This window comes from Streptomyces sp. NPDC043685, assembly GCF_056436585.1.
Window position 1 is genome coordinate 546,990 of sequence record NZ_JBWKCH010000003.1, and the last position, 19,408, is coordinate 566,397.

General features: G+C 69.0%; 13 protein-coding genes and 6 pseudogenes. 7 read left to right on the top strand and 12 right to left on the bottom strand.

All coding sequences use genetic code 11. The features are described from left to right. Positions 1-997: 997 nt before the first annotated feature. Positions 998-1,885: a glucose-1-phosphate thymidylyltransferase RfbA gene (gene rfbA, locus AC0665_RS11700; protein WP_478704904.1), complete on the bottom strand. Its 888-nt coding sequence runs from the start codon at positions 1,883-1,885 to the stop codon at positions 998-1,000. Between the two features lie 240 nt (positions 1,886-2,125). Here rfbA and AC0665_RS11705 point away from each other — a divergent pair. Continuing rightward, a protein-coding gene (locus AC0665_RS11705; protein WP_478705036.1) for an IS5 family transposase occupies positions 2,126-2,925 on the top strand; the annotation gives its coding sequence in 2 pieces (ribosomal slippage) (positions 2,126-2,465 and positions 2,465-2,925; 801 coding nt in all). Here AC0665_RS11705 and AC0665_RS11710 read toward each other — a convergent pair. Continuing rightward, a pseudogene (locus AC0665_RS11710) lies at positions 2,897-3,079 on the bottom strand (ankyrin repeat domain-containing protein); the annotation flags it as partial. The gene AC0665_RS11705 and the pseudogene AC0665_RS11710 overlap by 29 nt on opposite strands. 525 nt (positions 3,080-3,604) lie before the next feature. Further along, positions 3,605-3,757: pseudogene (locus AC0665_RS11715) on the bottom strand (transposase); the annotation flags it as partial. Here AC0665_RS11715 and AC0665_RS11720 point away from each other — a divergent pair. After that, a pseudogene (locus AC0665_RS11720) lies at positions 3,752-4,017 on the top strand (transposase); the annotation flags it as partial. The pseudogenes AC0665_RS11715 and AC0665_RS11720 sit on opposite strands and share 6 nt — an antisense overlap. A gap of 11 nt (positions 4,018-4,028) precedes the next feature. Here the strand turns inward: AC0665_RS11720 and AC0665_RS11725 are convergent. The 4 genes and pseudogenes from AC0665_RS11725 to AC0665_RS11740 form a co-directional block, all read right to left on the bottom strand. Further along, on the bottom strand, positions 4,029-4,742 hold the full coding sequence (locus tag AC0665_RS11725) for a hypothetical protein (RefSeq protein WP_478606291.1): 714 nt from the start codon (positions 4,740-4,742) through the stop codon (positions 4,029-4,031). Between the two features lie 135 nt (positions 4,743-4,877). Beyond that, a pseudogene (locus AC0665_RS11730) lies at positions 4,878-5,204 on the bottom strand (hypothetical protein); the annotation flags it as partial. Beyond that, positions 5,201-6,182 (bottom strand): annotated as a pseudogene (locus AC0665_RS11735) (IS110 family transposase); the annotation flags it as partial. The pseudogenes AC0665_RS11735 and AC0665_RS11730, both read right to left, overlap by 4 nt. Continuing rightward, positions 6,176-6,283: pseudogene (locus AC0665_RS11740) on the bottom strand (N-formylglutamate amidohydrolase); the annotation flags it as partial. The pseudogenes AC0665_RS11740 and AC0665_RS11735, both read right to left, overlap by 7 nt. 80 nt (positions 6,284-6,363) lie before the next feature. Here AC0665_RS11740 and AC0665_RS11745 point away from each other — a divergent pair. Continuing rightward, entirely contained in the window at positions 6,364-6,705 is a 342-nt protein-coding gene (locus tag AC0665_RS11745; protein ID WP_478605876.1) for a DUF5713 family protein, read from the top strand. A gap of 158 nt (positions 6,706-6,863) precedes the next feature. On the opposite strand, the gene AC0665_RS11750 is transcribed toward AC0665_RS11745, so the two are convergent. Continuing rightward, a complete protein-coding gene (locus tag AC0665_RS11750) occupies positions 6,864-9,083 on the bottom strand; it encodes an NADP-dependent isocitrate dehydrogenase (protein ID WP_468404191.1) in 2,220 nt (739 codons plus the stop codon). Between the two features lie 187 nt (positions 9,084-9,270). Here AC0665_RS11750 and AC0665_RS11755 point away from each other — a divergent pair, with 187 nt between their 5' ends. After that, the gene (locus AC0665_RS11755) at positions 9,271-10,815 is read left to right on the top strand and encodes a M1 family metallopeptidase (RefSeq protein WP_478704905.1); all 1,545 of its coding nucleotides are present in this window, start codon (positions 9,271-9,273) and stop codon (positions 10,813-10,815) included. 35 nt (positions 10,816-10,850) lie between these two features. On the opposite strand, the gene AC0665_RS11760 is transcribed toward AC0665_RS11755, so the two are convergent. Then, positions 10,851-11,948 carry a mechanosensitive ion channel family protein gene (locus tag AC0665_RS11760; RefSeq protein WP_363116689.1) on the bottom strand — a complete coding sequence of 366 codons (1,098 nt, stop codon included), beginning with the start codon at positions 11,946-11,948 and terminating at the stop codon, positions 10,851-10,853. A gap of 483 nt (positions 11,949-12,431) precedes the next feature. Here AC0665_RS11760 and AC0665_RS11765 point away from each other — a divergent pair, with 483 nt between their 5' ends. Next, entirely contained in the window at positions 12,432-13,034 is a 603-nt protein-coding gene (locus AC0665_RS11765) for a sugar O-acetyltransferase (RefSeq protein WP_478704906.1), read from the top strand. 101 nt (positions 13,035-13,135) lie between these two features. Here the strand turns inward: AC0665_RS11765 and AC0665_RS11770 are convergent, their stop codons facing one another. The 3 genes from AC0665_RS11770 to AC0665_RS11780 form a co-directional block, all read right to left on the bottom strand. Next, on the bottom strand, positions 13,136-15,001 hold the full coding sequence (locus tag AC0665_RS11770; RefSeq protein WP_478704907.1) for a Bcr/CflA family efflux MFS transporter: 1,866 nt from the start codon (positions 14,999-15,001) through the stop codon (positions 13,136-13,138). After that, entirely contained in the window at positions 14,998-15,525 is a 528-nt protein-coding gene (locus tag AC0665_RS11775) for a MarR family winged helix-turn-helix transcriptional regulator (protein WP_478605866.1), read from the bottom strand. Before AC0665_RS11775 ends, AC0665_RS11770 begins: the two co-directional genes overlap by 4 nt. A gap of 153 nt (positions 15,526-15,678) precedes the next feature. Then, entirely contained in the window at positions 15,679-16,662 is a 984-nt protein-coding gene (locus AC0665_RS11780) for a lysylphosphatidylglycerol synthase transmembrane domain-containing protein (protein ID WP_468632634.1), read from the bottom strand. A 216-nt stretch (positions 16,663-16,878) separates the two neighbouring features. Here AC0665_RS11780 and AC0665_RS11785 point away from each other — a divergent pair, with 216 nt between their 5' ends. Both AC0665_RS11785 and AC0665_RS11790 read left to right on the top strand, forming a co-directional pair. Then, positions 16,879-18,762 carry an ABC transporter ATP-binding protein gene (locus AC0665_RS11785; RefSeq protein WP_478606261.1) on the top strand — a complete coding sequence of 628 codons (1,884 nt, stop codon included), beginning with the start codon at positions 16,879-16,881 and terminating at the stop codon, positions 18,760-18,762. A gap of 85 nt (positions 18,763-18,847) precedes the next feature. Continuing rightward, on the top strand, positions 18,848-19,336 hold the full coding sequence (locus tag AC0665_RS11790) for a hypothetical protein (protein ID WP_478704908.1): 489 nt from the start codon (positions 18,848-18,850) through the stop codon (positions 19,334-19,336). Positions 19,337-19,408 lie beyond the last annotated feature (72 nt).

Genomic DNA, 19,408 nt, shown 5'->3' on the forward strand with positions numbered 1-19,408 from the left:
CCTGAGCTCCCGTACCACCCTGGTTGCCCTGAGTGCCCTGCGGGCCCGCCCCGCCCTGGCTGCCCTGGGAGCCGGTGCCCTGAGAACCCTGAGTGCCCTGGGGGCCCTGACTGCCCTGGGAACCCTGGGACCCGGTGCCCTGGCTGCCCTGTGTGCCCTGGAATCCCTGCGTGCCTTGGAACCCTTGCGTGCCCTGTGTGCCCTGGAACCCCTGTGTGCCCTGGAATCCCTGCGTGCCTTGGAATCCCTGCGTGCCCTGCGTGCCCTGACTGCCCTGGGAACCCTGGGACCCGGTGCCCTGGAACCCCTGTGTGCCTTGGAATCCCTGCGTGCCTTGGAACCCTTGCGTGCCCTGTGTGCCCTGGAACCCCTGTGTGCCCTGGAATCCCTGCGTGCCTTGGAACCCTTGCGTGCCCTGCGTGCCTTGGAATCCCTGCGTGCCCTGGAACCCCTGACTGCCCTGGGGGCCACGGGGGCCCTGGGGGCCGGTGCCTGGTGGGCGGGGGTGCTTCTGTGGCTTGCCATGGTGCCCGCTTGGTGGGTGACCGTCCTTGGCCGGCCGCGGTGGGCGGGGCTCGGAAGTGGCACTCACAGCACCGTTCGGGCCTGGCACGCCGATGGAATAATCGACGGACATAACTGCCGCATTGGCTGGAGCGGTCGTCGACGAACCGAGATTGACAAGCAAGCCAAGAGTCCCCGCCGCCGAGAGCGTAGTGGCGGCCCGGACCCACGATCTGCGAAGAGACTGGCGCTTCACAATGGAACCTTCCTACAGTACTGAAAACTGATACGTAGAAGTGGGGTACGAGTCGCATGGGCATGCCACATCGGCACGTCAGAGACGGCCCCGGAGCGCCCATGCCGTTGCGCAGCGTGCCGACATCAGTCGGCAGGGTCCCAATTCCACGCCGACAGTTGACACGAATGTCACTGCGTTTCATGCAATTGGCCTAGGGGCCTGTATGCGGGACGATCTCGAAGGCGCCGGCGATCGTCAACTCGCAGATTTGCACCGCTCACCCTCCTCAAGCAGCCCGAGAAGGTACTGGCCGTACCCGCTGTGGATCAGCGGCTCTGCCAGCAGGCGCAGTTGGGAGTCGCCGATGAGCCCGGACCGCCAGACCGTCTCTTCGACGCAGCCGACCTTGAGGCCCTGCCGCTCCTCGATCACCCGGACGAACTCCGAGGCCTGGACCATCGAGGCGAAGGTCCCGGTGTCCAGCCAGGCCGTGCCCCGGTCGAGCGGGGTGACGTAGAGCTCACCGATGTCCAGATAGGCCCGGTTGACCTCGGTGATCTCCAACTCCCCACGGGGGCTGGGGCGTAGGCCCTGGGCGATCTCCACCGCCCGGTTGTCGTAGAAGTACAGTCCGGGAACCGCGTACCTGGATCTCGGACGGGCCGGCTTCTCCTCGATGCTCAGCACCTGCCCCAGCTCGTCGAACTCCACCACCCCGTACGCCGACGGGTCGGCGACGGGGTAGGCGAACACCCTGCCGCCCTTCATGTCGCAGTGCTGGGCGAGCCTGGTGCCGAGACCGCTGCCGTGGAAGATGTTGTCGCCCAGAATCAGGGCGACAGACTCGTCCCCGATGAAATTCGCACCGAGCACGAGAGCCTGCGCGATGCCCTCCGGACGTGCCTGCACCGCATATTCAAGGCGGAGGCCCCATTGGCTGCCGTCGCCGAGCAGACGGTCGAACTGGGGCTGGTCGTCGGGCGTGGTGACGATCAGGATTTCGCTGATGCCGGCCATGACCAAGGTGGAAATAGGATAGTAAATCATCGGTTTGTCGAAGACCGGCAGCAGTTGCTTGGATACCGATCGAGTAAGCGGCCACAATCGGGAACCAGTGCCACCGGCCAACAGAATGCCTCGCATGGCGACAGCGTATGACTTGATGGCCGATTCGGTCACATATCGTGGAGCTAGAAGCTGCCCACGATCCGCATCCTGGTTACCGGCGGCGCCGGGTTTACGGTTCCGAGTTCGTTCGCTCCGTGCTAGGTGCGGACTAATACTCCAGCCGCCCAGCGAAACCCGCAGATCAGACAGCAAAGCCCTGCTGGAGTACTAAGACGTCATCTCATTTGGGTCAGTAGGCTGTCGGTCGTGCTTTCGATCGTGGAGCGGCTGGTGCAGGATGAGTTGTGGGAGCTGTTCCAGCGTGTGGTCCCGGAGGCTCCGTCGCGGCCCCAGGGAGGCGGTCGGCGTCGGCACGGTGACCGGGAGGTGCTGGCTGCGATCGTGTTCGTGGCCACGTCGGGCTGCACGTGGCAGCAGTTGCCGTCCGCGTCGTTCGGGCCGTCGGGAGCGACGGCACACCGGCGCTTTGCTGAGTGGACGAAGGCAAGGGTGTGGGCCAAGCTCCACCGCCTGGTCCTCGACGAACTTGGCGCCCGCGGCGAGCTGGACTGGTCCCGCTGTGCGATCGACTCGGTGAACATGCGAGCCCTGAAAAGGGGGACCTGACAGGTCCGAATCCTGTCGACCGGGGCAAGTACGGCTCGAAGATCCACCTGATCACCGAGCGGGCCGGTCTGCCCCTGTCCGTCGGAATCTCGGGGGCGAACCTGCACGACAGCCAGGCGCTGGTCCCGCTAGTGAAGGGGATACCGCCGATTCGCTCCCGGCGCGGACGCCGGCGGCGCAGACCGGGAAAGCTCCACGCCGACAAGGGGTACGACTACGACCACCTGCGGCGATGGTTACGCGGGCACGGCATCCGGCATCGCATCGCCCGCAAGGGCATCGAGCCCTCGGCCCGTCTCGGCCGCCACCGTTGGACCATCGAACGCACGATGTCCTGGCTCGCCGGATGCCGCCGACTCCACCGCCGCTACGAGCGCAAAGCCGAGCATTTCCTCGCCTTCACCAGCATCGCCTGCACCCTCATCTGCTACCGGCGGCTCTCCTGCTGATGTGGGCCTGCAACAGCTTTACCGCTAGGTCGTGGCCGTAGTGAATGGCCATGTTCATGGGCGTGTGACCATCTGGATCTGCCAGCTCCGGGTCAGCACCGAAGGCCAGCAGCGCAGCAGTGGTGTGCACAGTCAGGGCTTGGCCGCTCTGAAGTCGGCTCCCAGGTGGCTCCCGGAGCCCGGCACGGAGGTGTCGACGTCTGCGCCCGGTGTGACAGGTCGTCCACCAGGAGGTCGAGCGTCACCTCTTCATGGAGCGCGACGCCGAGGGCGGTCATGGCGTGGGCGAGATCCGGACCCAGTCCGTGTTGACCGGCTGGCCGCCGAGCGCCAGTTGAGGGATGCCCTCAGCCTGGCTGCGAGCGGGCGATGGCGCTGTGCACCACCTGTCGATCGCCGTGCGCCGCCGTCCCCGGCTCGCTATCAGCGACTCCTCATCGGTCGAGCTGATGCAGTCCTTCCTCACCACTCTGCGGCAGCAGTGGGCGTATCTGCGCGCAGGCCGCTGGCATCTGGCCCTGGCGGTGGCCTCGCCCTTCCCCCGGGCTGCATCACTGCAGGCTCTGACGACAGATGCGGTCGCTGCCGGAAGCGCCGGTGTGTTCCGAAGCCGTGTGTCCGAGCCGGGGCGGCTGAACAAGTCAGCTCACCGCGTGCTCTCAGACCTTGAGACACCGTTTCAGTTGGTGAGTCGGTGGTAGCTGATGAGGGAGGCGGCTATGCCGACGAAGGCCAGGAAGTGCTCGGCCTTTCGCTCGTAACGGCGGTGCAGCCTTCGACATCCGCCCAGCCAGGAGACCGTTCTCTCGACGACCCAACGGTGTTGGCCAAGCTCCATGCGGACCAGGGTTACGACTACGACCACCTGCGGCGATGGCTCCGCAGTCGAGGGATCCGGCACCGCATCGCCCGCAAGGGCATTGGGTCCTCGCAGGGTCTGGGCCGCCCCGCTGGGTCGTCGAACGGACCGTGTCCTGGATGGCCGGATGCCGACGCCTGCACCGCCGCTACGAACGCAAAGCCGAGCACTTCCTCGCCTTCGCCGGCATAGCTGCAGCCCTCATCGGATACCGCCCACTGGCCGACGTCTAAAAAGAACGTGATCAAGGAAGCTGGATTGTCGTACACGCGGATCCATGCGCCGCCCGGGCCTCACATTCGTCGGTACCGCTGGCGTTGATCGCGTTGATTTCGAGTCCCCAGGCGTCTCGTGCTGCGGAGATCGGGATGCTTACGTGCTGTTCGATCCTGCCCTTGCCGTCGGGCCTCAGGCTGCTGGTGTAGGGCTCTTGGTCTCGGGTATTGAGTGATTCCCCGTCAGCATCCACGGCGACGACATAGACGCCGACACTCGCCCATGTATCAACGCCGTCTGCCCGTACGTCGAATTTAAGCCTGAGGCTCGACCTCGGTCCATCGAGTTCGACGTTGCTAATCGTCGGTCGGCCGTTCCCGCCAGCTGCCTTGGCCGCGCCGACGACCGCCACGCTCAGGGCGACCATGTAGAGAACCACTCCGATCGCCAGTACGACGGTCTCCCACAGATTGCCCCTCTTGGTCGGGTGGATGAGCAGTGCCACGATGCTGCAGACGATCGCCAGGATGGCGCAGAGTGAGGCCACATAGATGGGCCAGGACTCGTTGTTGAGTGCCACGAAGACGAGATCGCTCGTCAGCCCGAGCGCGGTCATGATTCCGGCCACCGTGACCAGGGCACCGGCGAGGATTTTGGCGACGTCGTCCAGGCGCTTCCCGACGCTGGCCTGGATCTCGTCGAACGTTTCAGCGGGTTCGTACCCACCACCCGTCTGCTTCACCTGTTCATGCTGCTGGAGACGGGTCCGCATACGAAGGCATCCGCGCCCACCATTGCCCCAAGTGGAGGGTGGGCGAGGGAAAAATGTGATTTGTTTCGCCGCTCAGCTTGGACCACGCCTGTTCGGCTTAAATGACTAACGGGCTGAAGGTCCGGCCACCAACAGAAACAGCGTTTGAGGGCTGTCCCGTAAATGATCTACGACATGCTCGTTGACCTGCTTGTTCCTCCGTTGCCCGGCGAGGGTGAGGTTGTGCAGGCGGGCGATGCCGAGCATGGCGTGATGGACGCAGTCGCCCTTCAGGCGGCAGACAGTGGTCTTCCCGACGGCATCCTTGGCGCCGGACAGCTCCCACGCCGTGCAGTCATTGCGGTTGCCGGGCAGCGGCCGGCCGACAGCGACGACGAGCCGTGTGTCGGCATCGATCACGACCCGGTGGTTGGTCGAGTACCGGTAGTTCTTCGGCTGTAGTGGGTCTTGGCGCCGGGTGACGCGGTGATGGAGGCGAAGGCCCAGAGACAGCCGGCCTGGTTGAGCCGGTCGTTCTCACCCCAACGCCTGGTGATACCGGACTTCTTGCCGGAGGCCCTGGTGATGGGCCAGGCACCGGCGTAGGCCTTCAGACCGCGGGCGTCGGCGAAGCAGGACTTGTCGTCTCCGATCTCGGCGAGCATCCGGGTGCCGAGCTGAACGCCGAGACCAGGAAAGCTCAAGATCACTTCGGAGTCCAGGTGCTGGGGAAAGCCTCTTGGACCATCTCGGCGAGATCGTCGGTGGCGGTGCAGGCGGCCTCCAGATGGACCAGAAGGGCACTCATCTGCTTGCCCAACGCGTCCTCGACCAGAGGTGGCTGGTGGGCGCAGTCGTCACGGAAGACGTCACGAAGTCGCTCGGCCTCGGCCGCGACGCCCTGCTTGCGGCCGGCCCGCTTGAGCGCGGCCTCCAGCGGGGTGCGGGGCAGCCGCGCAGCACGCGTAGGGGTCGGAGCCGCCTTCAGCAGTTCCCGGGCCTCCGGCCGACACAGGCCGTTGCGCCAGGGCTCGAAGGCCGTCAGCGCGGCTGGTAGTACTCCCGTAGTAGTGAGCGGAGCTGGTTGGACAGCTGCTGCCGGTCTCAGAGTGAAATCTTGCTGAGCGTGGGCGAGAACTGCGATGGCCCGCCCGAGTGGCTGTCATGGGGCAGCGTGCGGTGGGCGTGCATGTCGGTGCGCAGGATGTTCGCCAGAATCAGGGCGTCGCCTGGGTCGGACTTCTTGCGCAGGACGGAGTGCCGGTCGCGGTAGCGGGCGGTGGCCATCGGGTTGATCGCGAGGATTCGACGCTTGCCGGTCCTCAGGACCGCCACGAGCAAGCCGCAGGAGGTCTCGATCGCGACCGGAATCGGGTTCTCCTCACTGTCGCCGGGCTCGACGAGCAGATCCAGCAGGATCTTGCAGCCCGCACGGCGTGCGGTATCTCCCGGGCGGAGTGCGGCACATGGAGGATCATGGGCGACCGCGCGTCCCCGGGCAGCAGCGCGAAGGAGGAAGGGGCGTCGGTCATGAGGCGGCTCCGGGGACGTTGTCAGTGGGGTGCGGCACGATCAGGTGTCACATCGCCGGACCGCCGAGACCGAGGACGTCATGCCGATCAGCAACGAGCAGGTGAGCACCCACCCGTTTCTCCGAGGTCTGTACGAGGACCCGTACTACCCCGATCACGTGGTGGACCGCGGACGCGCGATCCTGCTCGCCCTGTGCGAGCGCATCGAGTCGGAGCGGCCCACCGGCCTCGGCACGCTGTACGCGCTGACGCGGGCGGCCACGGAGGAGTTCAACGACCTGGAAGCCGCGTTCCATGCGGCCGGCAGCGAGATCGAGACGGTGGCCCGGGAGGAGATAGCCGCGGACTTCGCCTTCCTCGCGCGGGCGTACGGCTTCCCGGACGCGGACGTGGAGGAGCTGATCGCCACACGGGAGTGGTGAAAGGCCCCCGGGAGCGGTGAGGGCGGGGCAGCGTCGAGGGGCCGGGGGAGTGGCGAGGCCCGGGGCAGTGTCGAGGGCCCGGGGGCGCACATGACTCCGCCCCGGCCGGGCGCGGTGCCGGCCGGGGCGGAGTCGGGGGGCCGATGTGGCCCGGAGCGTCAGCTCAGGGACGCCAGGGCCTCGTTCCACGTGGTGGACGGGCGCATGGCCTCCGCGGCCTTGGCCGGGTCGGGCTGGTAGTAGCCGCCGATGTCGACGGGCTTGCCCTGGGCGGAGATCAGCTCGTCGACGATCTTCTGCTCGTTCGCCGCGAGCGTCTCGGCCAGCGGGGCGAAGGCCTTCGCCAGGTCGGCGTCCTCGGTCTGGCGCGCCAGCTCCTGGGCCCAGTACAGGGACAGGTAGAAGTGGCTGCCGCGGTTGTCGATGCCGCCGACGCGACGGGTCGGGGACTTGTCCTCGTTGAGGAAGGTCGCCGTGGCGCGGTCCAGGGTGTCGGCCAGGACCTGCGCGCGGGCGTTGCCCGTGACCTTCGCGAACTGCTCGAAGGAGGGAACCAGGGCGAAGAACTCACCGAGCGAGTCCCAGCGCAGGTAGTTCTCCTTGACCAGCTGCTGCACGTGCTTGGGAGCCGAGCCGCCCGCGCCCGTCTCGAACAGGCCGCCGCCCGCCATCAGCGGGACGACCGACAGCATCTTGGCGCTGGTGCCCAGCTCCAGGATCGGGAACAGGTCGGTGAGGTAGTCGCGCAGCACGTTGCCGGTCACCGAGATCGTGTTCTCGCCGCGGCGGATGCGCTCCACCGACAGCTTCGTCGCCTCGACCGGGTTGAGGATCCGGATGTCCAGGCCCTCGGTGTCGTGCTCGGCGAGGTAGGTGTTGACCTTGGCGATCAGGTTGGCGTCGTGCGCGCGGGTCTCGTCCAGCCAGAACACGGCCGGGTCGCCGGTGGCGCGGGCGCGGGTGACGGCCAGCTTCACCCAGTCCCTGATCGGCGCGTCCTTGGTCTGGCAGGCGCGGAAGATGTCACCGGCCGAGACGCTCTGCTCGATGAGCGCGGTGCCGTTGCCGTCGACCAGGCGGACCGTGCCCGTGGTGGCGATCTCGAAGGTCTTGTCGTGGCTGCCGTACTCCTCGGCCTTCTGCGCCATCAGACCGACGTTCGGCACCGAGCCCATGGTGGACGGGTCGTAGGCGCCGTTGGCCCGGCAGTCGTCGATCACGGCCTGGTAGACACCCGCGTAGGAGGAGTCCGGCAGCACCGCGAGGGTGTCGTGCTCCTGGCCGTCGGGGCCCCACATGTGGCCGGAGGTGCGGATCATGGCCGGCATGGAGGCGTCGACGATGACGTCCGAGGGGACGTGCAGGTTCGTGATGCCCTTGTCGGAGTCGACCATGGCCAGCTCCGGGCCCTCGGCGAGCTCGGCGTCGAAGGAGGCCTTGATCTCGGCGCCCTCCGGCAGGGCCTCCAGGCCCTTGTAGATGCCGCCCAGACCGTCGTTCGGGGTGAGGCCGGCCGCGGCGAGCTTGTCGCCGTACTGCGCGAACGTCTTCGGGAAGAAGGCGCGCACCACGTGGCCGAAGACGATCGGGTCGGAGACCTTCATCATCGTGGCCTTCAGGTGCACGGAGAACAGCACGCCCTGGGCCTTCGCCTCGGCGACCTGCGCGGTCAGGAACTCGCGCAGCGCGGCGACGCGCATCACGGAGGCGTCGACGACCTCGCCGGCGGTGACCGGTACGGACTCGCGCAGCACGGTGGTGGTGCCGTCGTCGCCGACCAGCTCGATGCGCAGCGCGCCGTCCTCGGCGATCACGACGGACTTCTCGGTGGAGCGGAAGTCGTTCTGCCCCATGGTCGCCACATTCGTCTTGGACTCGGGGGTCCAGGCGCCCATGCGGTGCGGGTGCGACTTGGCGTAGTTCTTGACCGAGGCGGGGGCGCGCCGGTCGGAGTTGCCCTCACGCAGGACCGGGTTCACGGCGGAACCCTTGATCTTGTCGTAGCGGGCGCGGATCTCGCGCTCCTCGTCGGTCTTCGGGTCGTCCGGGTAGTCCGGCAGCGCGTAGCCCTGGCCCTGCAGCTCGGCGACGGCGGCCTTGAGCTGGGGGATGGACGCCGAGATGTTCGGCAGCTTGATGATGTTGGCGGCGGGCGTCTTGGCCAGCTCACCGAGCTCGGCGAGGGCGTCCGGGATGCGCTGGTCCTCGGTCAGGTACTCCGGGAACACGGCGATGATGCGTCCGGCCAGCGAGATGTCGCGGGTCTCCACGGGGACACCCGCCTGCGACGCGTACGCCCGGACCACCGGCAGGAAGGAATACGTCGCCAGGGCGGGGGCCTCGTCAGTGTGCGTATAGATGATGGTCGAGTCAGTCACCGGGTGCTCCGCTCCACGTCTGCAACATTGCTCGACATCAAGATATCTCGTGATCGACCTCGTCTCGACAGGGGTCCGCGCCCAGTTTCGTGCAACCGATCGGGCCGTTCCCGAGTCCTGCAGAGAGATCACTCACTTCAAGCCACGGCCGGACCTGACCACCCGGCCGTACGAGCGAAAGCTGACCATGAGATATCGCACCAGAGTGACGGCCCCGGCGGTCGCCCTTCTCGGCACGGCGGCGGCACTGACCACGGGGGTACCGGCCCAGGCGGCCACCAGGACAGGCGGCACCCCGGGCCCCGAGACCCTCGGTGACTCCGTCTACCCCGACCTGGGCAACGGCGGCTACCGCGTCGGGGCCTACCACCTCGACTTCGCGTACGACGCCACGACCAAGCTCGTCGAGGCCACCGCGACCCTGACCCTGCGCACCACCCAGGCCCTGAGCCGCTTCTCCCTGGACGCGCTCGGCCTGGACATTCGATCGGTGAGCGTCGACGGCCGCGCGGCCGCCTTCGAGCAGGTGGCCGAGAAGCTGCGGATCACCCCCGCCTGCCGGCTCCCGGCGAAGGCCCGGGTCACCGTGCGCGTGGCCTACGGCGCCGACCCGCGCCGGACCCCGCCGCCCGCCGGCGGCTGGGTGGCCACTCCGGACGGATTCGCGGTGTGCTGCCAGCCGAACCTGGCGCACACCGTCTTCCCCTGCAACGACCACCCCTCCGACAAGGCCGACTTCACCTTCCGCATCACCGTGCCCGCCGGACTGCGGGGCGTCGCGAGCGGCATGCTGGAGCGCACCGAACAGCTTTCCGGTGACCGCACCGCGTACACCTACCGTTCGCGCTCGCCGATCGCCACCGAGGTGGTGCAGATCACCGTTGGCGACTACGTGATCAAGGACCGGCAGGGTCCGCACGGCCTGCCGCTGCGCGACGTCGTCCCCGTGGCCCGGGCCGCCGCCCTGGAACCGGCCCTGTCGCTCACCCCGGCCCTCATCGCCTGGGTCGAGCAGCGGCTCGGCGCGTACCCCTTCGAGACGTACGGCCTGCTGCCCTGCAACAACGACGCCTCCGACGCCTTCGACTTCACCGGCCTGGAGACGCAGACCCTCACGCTCTACAAGCCGAACTACCTCCTCCAGGAGGAGAGCAAGATCGGCTCGCACATGATGCACGAGCTGGTCCACTCCTACTTCGGCAACAGCGTCAGCCCCGCCACCTGGGCCGATCTGTGGCTGAACGAGGGCCACGCCGACTTCTACGGGCTGCTGTACCGCTACGAGCGCGGCTGGGCCGACTCCAAGGGCCTGACCACCATGGAAGCCCGGATGAAGGACACCTACGCCATGGGCGACCAGTGGCGTCGCACCTCCGGGCCGGTCGCCGCGCCCACCGCGGCCAATCTGTTCGACAGCCAGCGCTACCTGGGCGGCGTCCTCGTCCTGTACGCACTGCGCCAGCAGATCGGCGAGGCGGCCTTCAACGCCGTCGAGCGCGCCTTCCTCGAGCGCTACCGCGACTCCTCCGCCTCCACGGAGGACTACATCGCCGTCGCCTCGGAGGTCTCAGGACAGGACCTCACCGGATTCCTGCGGGACTGGCTGTACGGCACGAAGACGCCGCGTATGCCGGGCCACCCCGACTGGACCGTGACGCCCGTCGCGCCGTCCCTCACGGCTCCGCGCGGCCGGAGGGACAGCGGGCACCACGACAACTCCGCGACGCTGTGACGCGGTGAGCGGTGACGCCGTGAGGCGGTGAGGTGCTAGTCGAGCCGGGCGGAGGCCACTTCGCCCGGCTCGATCGCGCCGGTGCGCTGCTGCGGGATGACCACCGCGCCCTGCTGGAGCGCCACGGTCCGGGCCGGGGCGGGGATGCGGATGCCCTCCAGGCGGTAGCGCTTGTGCAGGCGCTTGATGAACTCGTGCTTGATCCGGTACTGGTCGCTGAACTCGCCGACGCCCAGGATGACGGTGAAGCCGATGCGGGAGTCGCCGAAGGTGTGGAACCGGATGATCGGCTCGTGGTCCGCCACGGCGCCCTCGACCTCGGTCATCGTCTCGGCTATGACCTCGTTGGTCACCCGCTCCACGTGCTCCAGATCGCTGTCGTAGGCCACCCCGACCTGGACCAGGACCGTCAGCTGCTCCTCCGGGCGCATGAAGTTGGTCATGTTCGCCTTGGCGAGCTGGCCGTTGGGGATCACGACGAGGTTGTTCGACAGGTTGCGGATCGTGGTCTGCCGCCAGTTGATGTCCTCGACGTAGCCCTCCTCGCCGCTGCTGAGCCGGATGTAGTCACCGGGCTGGACGGTCTTGGAGGCGAGGATGTGGATGCCCGCGAAGAGGTTGGCGAGGGTGTCCTGCAACGCCAGCGCGACCGCGAGACCGCCGACACCCAGGGCGGTGAGCATCGGCGCTATGGAGATGCCCAGGGTCTGGAGCACCACCAGGAAGCCGATCGCCAGGACCAGGATCCGGGTGATGTTGACGAAGATCGTGGCCGACCCGGCGACCCCGGAGCGGGACTGCGTGACCGTGCGCACCAGCCCGGTGATCACCCGCGCCGCCGACACCGTCGCGACGAAGATGAGCAGCACGGTGAGGACCTGGTTGGTGGTGTGCTGCACCGCCCGCGTCAGCGGCAGCACCGCCGCCGCGCCCGCGACGCCGCCGACGACCGCGGCCCAGGGCACCACGGCCCGCAGCGCGTGCACGATGACGTCGTCGCCGGTCCAGCGGGTGCGGTCGGCGTGCCCGCCCAGCCAGCGCAGCAGGATGCGCAGCGCGAACGCCGCCAGCAGACCCGAGCCGAGGGCGATGCCGGCGAACAGCAGATCGTCCACGGTGAGTGCCCGGTTCACCGGTCACCTCCGGGACGGTCGAGGGCGGCGGACGCCGCTACCGGCGGCCGGATGTGAAGTCTCGTCACGTCGTCACCTGCTCGTTTCCGGGATGTCCGTAGCGTGTCCGACCACCCTGACCCGCGGTCGGCACGATCGTTCATCCTGCCGCATCCCGCACGGGGGTCCGTACCGGAGACGGGGGCCGGCGCAGGGTGAGTTGCTGCACATGACACACCGTCACGACCGGCTCGCTCACAGGTCGGCGACCCCACCCGCTGCGTCCCACGCCGGAGACGAAGCGGGCGGCCGCCTCCACCGGAGTAACGGCGCCCTGGACGGGACTCACCGTCGTCCTCTGCGACGACCCCCGGCCGGACCACCATCCGCAGTCCGAAAGGAATCACCCTCTTTTCGCGGCGCACGTAGGCTCGGATTGCGCGGGGTCGACCGCGACCGCGCCGGTGCTGGGTCCGGCGGTTCGGACGAAGGGAGCTTTCCGCTGTGGGACATGCTCAGGAGGAAGAAGTCCTGGCCCGGATCGCCAAAGGACTTGTCTACACCGAGTCGGAAGCGGCCTTCCAGAACCCGCGGCGCCGCACCGAGCAGATCTTCGAGTACAACCACACGCCACCGGGCGAGACGCAGAAGCGTCGATCGCTGCTCGCCGCGATCTTCGGCTCGGTCGGTGAACGCACGGTGCTGCTGCCGCCGTTCCATGCCGGGTTCGGCAGCAACGTCCACATCGGCGACGACTTCTTCGGGAACGTGAACCTCACGTTCGTCGACGACGTGGACATACGCATAGGCAACGGCGTCATGATCGCGCCGAGCGTGACGCTGACCACGACGGGACACCCGGTGCATCCCGAACGACGTGCCGACTTCGGACGGTTCTCGGAACCGATCGTGATCGAGGACAAGGTGTGGATCGGCAGCAACGTGGTGGTCCTGCCCGGCGTTCGTATCGGCTACGGGTCGGTCATCGGCGCCGGCAGCGTCGTCAGCCGCAGCATTCCCCCGATGACGGTCGCGGTCGGAACCCCTTGCCGGGTGGTCCGCGCCATCACGGACGAGGACCTCACCACACGTACCGCCGGGCATTAGGGGTGGCGAAGCGCCACGACCGCGACATCGCTCGAACCCCACTTCGGGAGGCACCGAAGATTCGAACAGTCCGCAACCTGCGACCGTGCGGGACGAAGCGGTCAGTCCCACCAGTCGTCGCCGGTGTGCCAACGTCGCACCCAGTCCTCGAAGCCCCATGCCTGGTCGCCGTGCGCTGGGACGGCGCCGACGTCGGCGACCATCCACACCTCGCCGCGGCGGGGGCCGGTGGTCAGCAGAAGCCAGAACGACTGCCCGTCCTCGGACCCGAGAACAATGGACCCCTTGTTGAACACGGCATCGATCCGCGGGTCCTCGGGGTCGACACTCTCATCGTCCTCCCAGCCCCAGGCCGCCTCCAGGGGGAACGGTTCCCCAGGCTGCCGGGGGCCGAGGTCGGGCCACGTGCCGGGCAGCCGACCGAGCGGCTGAAGACCGCCATCGCCTGCGGGGCCCCGGCTCGACCCGTTGCTCACCTCCGCGATGAAGGTTCTGTACGGCTCCGGCAGGACCACCCCGTTCTCCTGCTCCCACTCCGCGACGGCTTGATGCCCGAGCGCCGGCTCGCGCCATTCCGGCGGGAACACGGAGCGCAGGAAGTCGAGAGTGGCTTCGTCGGGACGCTGGTCATGTGTGTCTGTCACGGCAGCATGCTGACAGAAAGGACTGACAGCCCATCGCGGCCGCCTCAAGCGGCGCCGCCCCGAACCATGAATCGAACAGAGGCGGAGGCAGGTTCCTCCCAACCTGGTCGCGACGGCGGCAAGGGTGGCCAGAGTGAGACATGTGGCCATGACTGCCGCCATAGGGGCGGGGCTGTGCGCGCCGAACAACCCGACCAAGGGTGAGACGGCCGCACCGAACAGGAACTGGCTCCCGCCCAGGAGGGCGGAGGTGGCCCCGGGGGCCGCGCGTCCCCGGCTTTGCGCAATGGTGATCACGGCGGGGAAGAAGACCCCGAACGCGGTAATGGAGATGAGCAGGCCCAACCAGGTCAAGGCCATGGTGTTGCCCACGGTCGTCTGGACGACGAGCAGTGCTGCCGGCCCAGCTGTCGCCAGGATGCCGCTGCTGATGAGGAGGGTCTCAGGCGACCGGCGCTTGGCCAGAGAGCCATAGGCCAGACTGTCCATCATGTTGCCGACGGCGTTGGCACCGTAGATGAGGCTGGAGAGGGCTGCGGAGAGCCCGTAGATGTCTTGGAAGACGAAGGTGGTCCCGGCGATGTAGGCGAAGACGGCTGCCCCGCCGAAGGCGAGCGCCAGTACCGGTGTGAGCACCGCGCGTTGTGCGGCGACTTTCCCGATGGCGCGCAGACTGGCGGCCAGTCCGCCGGTGAGGCGCGCGTGGGGTGGGTGGGATTCCGGAACCCAACGCAGCACACCCAAGGCCAGGAGCAGGCCGACGAGGGCGAGGACGGCGAAGACATGGCGCCAGGAGACCGCCAGGAGCAGGGCGCCGCCGATCAGCGGGGCCAGGACCGGAGCCGCGGCGGTGATTGCTCCCAGCCGGGCGAAGACGACGGGGAGTTCCCGGTCGTCGAAGAGGTCGGCGACGACCGCTCGGGAGACGACGATCCCGGCTGCTCCCGCGATGCCTTGCCCCACCCGTGCGGCGTTCAGCACCTGCACCGTGGGCGCCAGGGCGCATGCGGCGGAGAAGGCGGCGAACAGCAGGGAGCCCCAGACGAGCACAGGGCGGCGGCCGACCGCATCGCTGAGGGGCCCCAGAACGAGTTGCCCAACGATGATGCCCACGAGAAAGCCGGTCAGCGACCCCTGCGCGGCCGAGGCGTTGGTACCTAAGGAGCGTGCCAGATCGGGAAGCGCCGGCACGTACATGTCCGTGGCCAGCGGGCTGGCGGCACTCAGCCCCGCCAACACCGGCAGCATCCGGGCCCGTTGGAGGCCGGTGGCGTGCGGACCGGGGAGACGGTGCGATGACTTTCCGGTGGAATGAGCAGTCATAACGCGGGAGCCGCTCCTTCTGCCGGCGCGGGCGTCCTCGCCGGCCCGCTGCGTCCCTCCGCGGTCCCTTTGGCCTCTACTACTTGTTCGAGCAGCCCGGCGGCGATCCGGAGCACGCCGCGCTCGGCCGGGGACAGTGTCTGCCGCAGCGCCGAGGCCAACCAGGCGTTGCCGTCCCGCACATGCTCGCGCAAGGCTTCCCGGCCTGCTTCGGTGATCTGGATGTTCTGGCGACGGGCATCCACCTCGCTGCGCGAACGGCGAATGCGGCCCTGCTCTTCCAGTTCGTTGAGTACCCGGGTCAGCGACTGGGTCTGCAGGCCTTCGATGGCGGCCAGTTCCGAGGGGGTCAGTGGACCGCTGTGCCGAAGATTTCCGAGCACTGAGGCGGCCAACCGGGTCAATGGCCGGCCGGCGCCCGGCTGTTCGGCGCGCAGCCGGGAAGCGAGCCGCGACACCGCCCAGCGCAACGACTCGGCCAGCGCCAGGTCTTCCGCGGTCGGCTCAGATGTCTCATCATCCATGCATGCCAAGCTAAAGCTTGGCAGCGGAAGCCATCAACCCCATCGCATCGGCTGATATGCAAAACTTCTTCTTTGTATTCGGGGCAGCGGCTCGACGTCCCTTGCAGGCCGCCATAGGCCAGTCGAACAGCTTCGTTCAGCCCCTCTCCGCCGTCAGATCACCTTCAGTCGGACCAGCGCCGCCAGCGTCAGGGCGCCCGGCACCAGGGGCAGCCAGACGGTGATGACCCGGAAGGCCAGGACCACTGCGGTGGCCACCGCGGCCGGGCCGCCCGCCGCCACCAGGGCCATGACCAGCGCCGCCTCCACCGAACCGATCCCGCCCGGGGTGGGTACCAGGGCGACGGCGACCGTGGCCGCCAGGTAGGCCACCGCCATGTGGGCCACCGGAACGTCCAGTCCCAGCGCCCGTCCCACCAGCACCAGTACGGACGCCTGAAGCGCTGGGAAGGCGAAGGACCCGCCCCACAGCGCCAGGGCCCGGGCCGGACGGGTGTGCACCGAACGCGCCTCGCCTAGCGCCGTCCGCAGAAACGACACCAGGGCCGAGCGCAGCCTCCGGACGAGCACGAGCACGGCCGCCGCTATCACGAGCACCGCCGTGACCCCGGCCAGCAGCGGGCCGTACGCCGTCTCCGGCACCAGCGCGTCGAGGCGCAGCGCGTCGGGGAACGCGATCAGCAGGGCACCCAGCAGCACCACCCGGCCGACGCTCTCGGCGAGCAGGTACAGACCGAGGGCGGCCGAGGAGCGGGCGAGCGGCAGCCCGCACACCGTCATGAACCGCAGGTTGACCGCGCTCGCGCCCAGCCCGGTCGGCAGCAGATGGTTGGCCGCGCCCGCCGCGAACTGCGTGGCCAGCAGCCGCCGTCGGGGCAGCCGCTCGACGACCGCGCCCTGCCGGGTGCAGGAGGCGGCGACCCAGGTCAGACAGGTCGCCCCGGCGGCGGCCACGAGCCAGGGCCACTCGGCGGTGCGCAGGTGCGCGAAGCCCTCGGCCAGCACGGACCGGTGCCGCACCGCGACCACGGTGACCAGCAGGAGCGGGAGCAGACACAGGATCTGCCGCAGGCGGCGGACCGGGACGCGACGGGGGAGTCGTCCCGGGCGGAGTTCGGGGAGTTGGACCGCTGTCACATCGGAAGAGGCTGTCCAGGCCGTGCCAACTGCGGGTTGCGGAAGCGGGGACTGGGGATTGCGCGCCGGGAGCGGCTGTGTGGGGAGCGTCATCGGGGCCTTTGCGCGAAGGGACGGGGAAGAGGGGGATCGGGCCGATTGTGCGGGATGTCGGGGTGAAAGTGCCATCTCCTTGACCTCAACATTGCTTGAGGTTCTACGGTCTCTCCCATGAGCATGGAGACCACAGCGTGGACACAGCTGCACAGCGTCATCAACGCCGAACAAGAGCGCCGCCCCTTCGCCCGGGCGACCCTGCGGCGCATCGGCGCGTTCGCCCGCCCGCACCGGCGCCGCATCGCCCTCTTCGTCCTGCTCGGCGTGGGCAGCGCCCTGCTCGCCGTGGCGACGCCCGTCCTGGCCGGGTGGGTCGTGGACACGATCGTCTCGGGCGGCGACGAGGACAGGGTCGTACGCCTGGCCCTGCTCATCGCACTGATCGCGGTGGCGGAGGCGGCGCTGGGCATCCTCGGCCGGAGACTGTCGGCGACACTCGGGGAACACCTCATCCTCGATCTGCGGACCGCCGTCTTCGACCATGTGCAGCGCATGCCGGTCGCGTTCTTCACACGCACTCGTACGGGCGCCCTCGTCTCCCGGCTCAACAACGACGTCATCGGCGCCCAGCGCGCCTTCAGCAACACCCTCTCCGGCGTGGTCAGCAACCTCGTCACCCTGCTGCTCACCCTGGCGGTGATGCTCACGCTGTCCTGGCAGATCACCCTGCTCGCGCTGGTGCTGCTGCCGGTGTTCGTGCTCCCGGCCCGGCGCATGGGCAGCCGGATGGCCCGGATGCAGCGGGAGGCGGCGACCCTGAACGCGGCGATGGGCACCCGTATGACCGAGCGCTTCTCCGCCCCCGGCGCCACCCTGGTCAAGCTCTTCGGCCGGCCGGAGGAGGAGTCGCGGGAGTTCGCCGAACGGGCCCGCCGGGTCGCGGACATCGGGATCCGCACGGCCACCGCCCAGGCCGCCTTCATCACCGCCCTCACGCTGGTCTCCGCCCTCGCCCTGGCCCTGGTCTACGGCCTCGGCGGCTGGTTCGCCCTGCGCGGCACCCTGGAACCGGGCGCCGTCGTCTCCCTCGCGCTGCTCCTCACCCGGCTCTACGCGCCGCTGACGGCGCTCGCGGGGGCGCGCGTCGAGGTGATGAGCGCCCTGGTGAGTTTCGAGCGGGTCTTCGAGGTGCTCGACCTCCGGCCGCTCATCGAGGAGAAGCCGGACGCGCGCCCGGTGCCCGACGGGCCCGTGGCCGTCGAGTTCGACGACGTCCGCTTCGGCTACCCCGCCGCCGACAAGGTCTCCCTGGCCTCCCTGGAGGAGGTCGCGTCCCTCGACGGACGCGGCGGCGACGAGGTCCTGCACGGCCTGTCCTTCCGCGCCGAACCCGGCCAGACCGTGGCGCTCGTCGGCTCCTCCGGCGCGGGCAAGTCCACCATCGCGCAGCTGATGCCGCGCCTGTACGACACCGACGAGGGCGCCGTACGCATCGGAGGCGTCGACGTCCGCGACCTCACGGCCACGTCCCTGCGGGAGACCCTGGGCATGGTCACCCAGGACGGCCACCTCTTCCACGACACCGTCCGCGCCAACCTCTCGCTCGCCCGCCCCGAGGCCACGGAGGACGAACTGTGGGACGCCCTGCGCCGGGCCCGTCTCGACGACCTCGTACGGTCCCTGCCCGACGGCCTCGACACGGTGGTCGGTGAACGCGGCTACCGCCTCTCCGGCGGCGAACGGCAGCGCATGACCATCGCCCGGCTGCTGCTGGCCCGCCAGCGCGTCGTCATCCTCGACGAGGCGACCGCCCACCTCGACAACACCTCCGAGGCCGCCGTCCAGGAAGCCCTCGCCGAAGCCCTCGAGGGCCGCACGGCCGTCGTGATCGCCCACCGCCTGTCCACCGTCCGAGCGGCCGACCAGATCCTGGTCGTCGAGGCCGGCCGGATCGTGGAACGGGGCACGCACGAGGAACTCCTGGCGGCCGGGCGGCGCTACGCGGAGCTGTACCGCACCCAGTTCGGCGGTCCGCGGGCGACGGAGGTGGAGGAGGCCGCCTAGAGCGGTGAACACCCGCCCGGACCCGTCCGTACTCCCGTCGAGTACTCCTGCCGACAGGCCGAAAGACCGCACCCGGAGAGGCGACGTGTCCCAGCAGCGACCGCACGTACGATCCACCCCCAGGACCCCGTACCGCACCCGGCGCCGCACCGCCGCGGCGGCCGGGGTCCTGGCCGTGCTTGTCCTCGTCACGGCCTGCGGTGGCGACGACGGCCGTGGGGCGGCGGCGACGCCGAGCGGGTCCGCGGCTCCCGCCGCCGGGGTGGTCGCGCCGGCCAAGGTGGAGGTCATCGCCGGTCTGACCGGCTGCGAGGTGAAGATCCGCACCGAGGCGGACGAGCTGCGCGAGGGCGTGTGCCACACCCGGCAGGGCGACTACCTCATCACCACCTTCCCGCAGGAGCGGCTCAAGGAGACCTGGCTGGAATCCGCCCGCGTGTACGGGGGCACGTACCTGGTCGGCATGCGCTGGGTGGTCAGCGCCAAGCCCGGGGTGCTGGAGGCGCTCCGCGCGAAGCTCGGCGGGAGCGTCCGGAAGCTGAGCGGCGTGGGCCCGCGCGCGAACGCCTCCTGACCTTCCCGCGTTCCTGACCTCCTCTTGGCGCCTCCCTTTCGGTTTGCGCTGGTGGAGGTCATCATGGTGCGA